2 protein-coding genes are annotated in these 2,776 nt (G+C 65.7%); both read left to right on the top strand.

Going from position 1 to position 2,776, the window contains the following annotated elements; genetic code table 11:
* Window positions 1–18 precede the first annotated feature (18 nt).
* Window positions 19–1,098: a flagellar biosynthesis protein FlhB gene (gene flhB, locus WCB02_RS20780; protein ID WP_423960971.1), complete on the top strand. Its 1,080-nt coding sequence runs from the start codon at window positions 19–21 to the stop codon at window positions 1,096–1,098.
* 157 nt (window positions 1,099–1,255) lie between these two features.
* Window positions 1,256–2,776, top strand: a 1,521-nt coding sequence (locus WCB02_RS20775; RefSeq protein WP_423960970.1) for a PAS domain-containing protein, incomplete at its 3' end; no start/stop codon positions are given.

The following is a 2,776-nucleotide window of genomic DNA, read 5'->3' as shown; positions in this document are numbered from 1 at the left end:
ACTGAAAGCCCTGCACCGATGGCCGACGAGGGCGATACCTCAGACAAGACACAGGACCCGACGCAGAAACGTCTCGATGAGGCGCTCGAACGCGGCGACGTCGTCAAGAGCCAGGAGATCAACACCTGGTTCGTGATCGCGGGCGCAACGCTCGTGATGTCGACCTTCTCCGGATCGATCGGCAGCGGCATCGTGGAGCCGATGCGCAACCTGATCGCCAAATCCTGGATGATCCGGACCGACGGGCCCGACCTCATCGCGCTGGCGCGGAGCCTGGAATATGTCGTCGTCGCCGCGGTCGGCATGCCGATCCTGTTTCTGGCGATCGCCGCGATCGCGGGCAACATGGTGCAGCACCGGCTGGTCTGGTCGGCCGAATCCCTCAAGCCGAGTTTGAGCAAGCTGTCGCCCGCCTCCGGAGCCAAGCGCATCTTCGGCAAGCAGGCGGCGGCCAATTTCGGCAAGGGCATCTTCAAGCTGGTCGCGCTCGGCTGGGTGATGACGATGATCCTGTGGCCGGAGCGGCTGCGGTTGGAATCGATGGTGCGGCTCGACCCTGCCGCGCTGTTCGGCGTGATATTGTCGCTGACGATGCATCTGTTGGGATCGGTAGTGGCCCTCCTCGCCCTCGTCGCGATCGGCGACTATCTGTTCCAGTATCGGCAATGGTACGAGCGGCAGAAGATGTCGCTGCAGGAGATGAAGGAGGAGTTCAAGCAGTCCGAAGGCGACCCCCACATCAAGGGCCGGATCAGGCAGTTGCGCCAGGCGCGCGCCAAGAAGCGCATGATGGCAGCGGTCCCGAAGGCCTCGGTGATCATCACCAACCCGACCCACTATTCGATCGCGCTGAGCTACGAGCGCGGCATGACGGCGCCGCTCTGCCTTGCCAAGGGGGTCGACAACATCGCCCTCAAGATCAGGGAAATCGCCAAGGCGCACGATATCCCGATCGTCGAGAACGTGCCGCTGGCCCGGGCGCTCTACGCCACCGTGGAGATCGACCAGGAGATTCCGGTGGAACATTATCAGGCAGTCGCCGAGATCATCGGCTACGTCATGGGGCTGAAGCGCAACCTGTCCGGCCGGCGGTCGTGAGGCGGCCTGCCCTCGGCCAAAAAGCCCCAAAAGGCTCGGAATCAAGGGAATTACGCCGCCGGCGGGCTTGCGCTGGCCGGCCCGATTCAGGCACTCAGGGGGGGCCGGGCGCGCGACCAGCGCGCCGACCTCTTGCCGACAGGCCGCGTCCATTGCGATGACCGCCGATATAGACACCGATTCGTCCCGTGACCCGCTGGACGCGCACGAGCCGCCGCGGCGAAGCGGCAGCATTCTGCTGGTGCTTCTGGTGGCGGGCGGACTGGTCGCGGTCGCGCTCGCGCTGATGACCATCGGGCGGGCGCAGGCGCAGCCCTACATCCTGGGCTTGCTGGCGCTGCTGGCCGTGGTCGGGCTGTTCAACCTGTTCGCCTTTGCCGCCGGGATCATCCGTTTCGCCGATCGCAGCATCGACGATCCGGTGATGGCGCGGATCTCCGACCATGCCTTTGACGGGCTCGCCGTCACCGATTCCCGCGGCCATGTCGTGTATTTCAATGCCGCTTATCTTTCGCTCACGGGGGCGGCCAGCCCGCACGACGTGCGCCCCGTCGAGCGGGTCTTCATCGGCAATCCCGATGTGTCCGAGGCGGTGTTCCGGCTCCTGAAGGCGGCGCGCGAGGGCAAGCGGCAGCAGGAAGAGGTGCGGATAGCCGGCAGCGACGGTGCGCAGGGCCGCTGGCTCAGGATGCGGGTGCGCCCGCTCGGCCAAGGCAAGCGCGAGGCGAAATACGCGGTGTGGTCGATCGCGGACATCACCCGCGACCGCGAGCGCCAGGAGGATGTGTTCCAGGAACTGCAGCACGCGATCGAATATCTCGATCACGCGCCCTGCGGTTTCTTCTCGGTCGGCGGCGGCGGCGATCTGGTCTATGTCAATGCCACGCTCGCCAACTGGCTGGACTACGATCTCGCCGAAATCGGCTCGGGCGGATTGAAACTCACCGACATCGTCTCCGGCGACGGCGCCTCGCTTCTGACCTCGATCGTGGCGGTGCCCGGCGAAGTCAAGACCGAGGTGTTCGACATCGATCTGAAGATGCGCGGCGGCCGCACCATTCCGGCGCGGATCTATCACAAGCTCGCCTTCGGCGCCGACGGCACGCCCGGACCTTCCCGGACCCTGGTGATCAGCCGCGCCCGCGACGAGCGCTCCGACCCCGAACGCGCCGCCGAAGTCCGCTTCATGCGCTTCTTCGACCACACCCCGATGGCGATCGCGACCGTCGACCGCTCCGGCGTGGTGGTCCGCGCCAACGCGCGCTATGCGAAATTGTCGCAGAGCCTGAGCGGCGACGGCGCCGCCAGCAAGTCGATCTTCCGCGCGGTCAACGCACGCGACCGCGGCCTGTTGATCGCGGCGATCAACCAGGCCGCGGAAGGGCAGGGCGATATCCCTCCCGTCGAGGTGATGCTCGAGGGTGCAAAAGAGCGCTTCGGGCAGTTCTTCGTCACGGCGGTCGAGGAGGGCGAGCGCGAGACTGAAGCGGCGATCGTCTACATGCTCGAGACCACCGAGCGGCGGGCGCTGGAGAACCAGATCAATCAGTCGCAGAAGATGGACATGGTCGGTCAGCTCGCCGGCGGTATCGCCCACGACTTCAACAATGTGCTCTCCGCCATCATGATGGCGAACGACTTCCTGCTCAACGCGCACAAGCCGACCGATCCGTCGTTC

This window comes from Bradyrhizobium sp. (assembly GCF_049581145.1).
GTDB lineage: Bacteria > Pseudomonadota > Alphaproteobacteria > Rhizobiales > Xanthobacteraceae > Bradyrhizobium.
The sequence above is the reverse complement of the archived record's forward strand: the minus strand, read 5'-3'. Positions and strand labels throughout refer to the sequence as shown.

Bases quoted from the DNA above. Each gene is read 5' to 3' on its own strand.
- flhB (WP_423960971.1), top strand. From the start codon at position 19: ATGGCCGACGAGGGCGATACCTCAGACAAGACACAGGACCCGACGCAG.